This window comes from Pseudomonas sp. EL_65y_Pfl2_R96 (assembly GCF_963970905.1).
Taxonomy (GTDB): domain Bacteria; phylum Pseudomonadota; class Gammaproteobacteria; order Pseudomonadales; family Pseudomonadaceae; genus Aquipseudomonas.
This window is the reverse complement of record NZ_CAXAQH010000161.1, coordinates 1-585: the sequence shown is the minus strand read 5'-3', so window position 1 is coordinate 585 and position 585 is coordinate 1. Positions and strand designations below refer to the sequence as shown.

Annotated in this window: 1 protein-coding gene; it reads left to right on the top strand. The window is 65.3% G+C overall.

The window, feature by feature from the left end:
- Positions 1 to 41 precede the first annotated feature (41 nt).
- On the top strand, positions 42 to 392 hold the full coding sequence (locus AACY49_RS30000) for a hypothetical protein (RefSeq protein WP_339527845.1): 351 nt from the start codon (positions 42 to 44) through the stop codon (positions 390 to 392).
- Positions 393 to 585: the final 193 nt, after the last annotated feature.

The following is a 585-nucleotide window of genomic DNA, read 5'->3' as shown; positions in this document are numbered from 1 at the left end:
TTGAGGTATCGCTCGATCAAACCGCCGACTAACCCTTCCTGGTGGCCTGGACCGTCGGGCAAAGCGGCAAGATCATTGCCGAAAACAACGCCATCATCACGCCGGGAACTGCGGGGACCGTCAGCAATCTGTGGGGCATTTCGGTCAGCGCCGCGCGCACCAGCGGGTGCATCACCACGGGCTATACCGCCGACGATTGCGCGTCGACCTTTGCCGATTCGGGCACGCAGTTGAACGGCGTTACCGTCGATGTCACCACCCCGCTGCGCGCCTCCAACGCTGCCGTTACCGCCAGCACCTGGTCGCCCGCCGCCAATTACAGCTATGTGCTCAAGCCGACCACCGGTCTGATCGGCACCGTTATCGCCAATGCGGGTGCCGGCAAACTCTGACAGCGGCACGATTCACCACCGGGCGCGTGCGTAGTTTCCGAAGCTACCGCGCGCCCACCGCCGACGGATAGTGGCAGGATGCACGCCCCCGCCCCCGGCTCCCCCACCGCGCCGTTTTGGACGCGCAGCGCCGACGCAGTATCGATTGAGCTTGATTGCGGCCATGACGGGCTGACCACAGCGCAGGCCGACG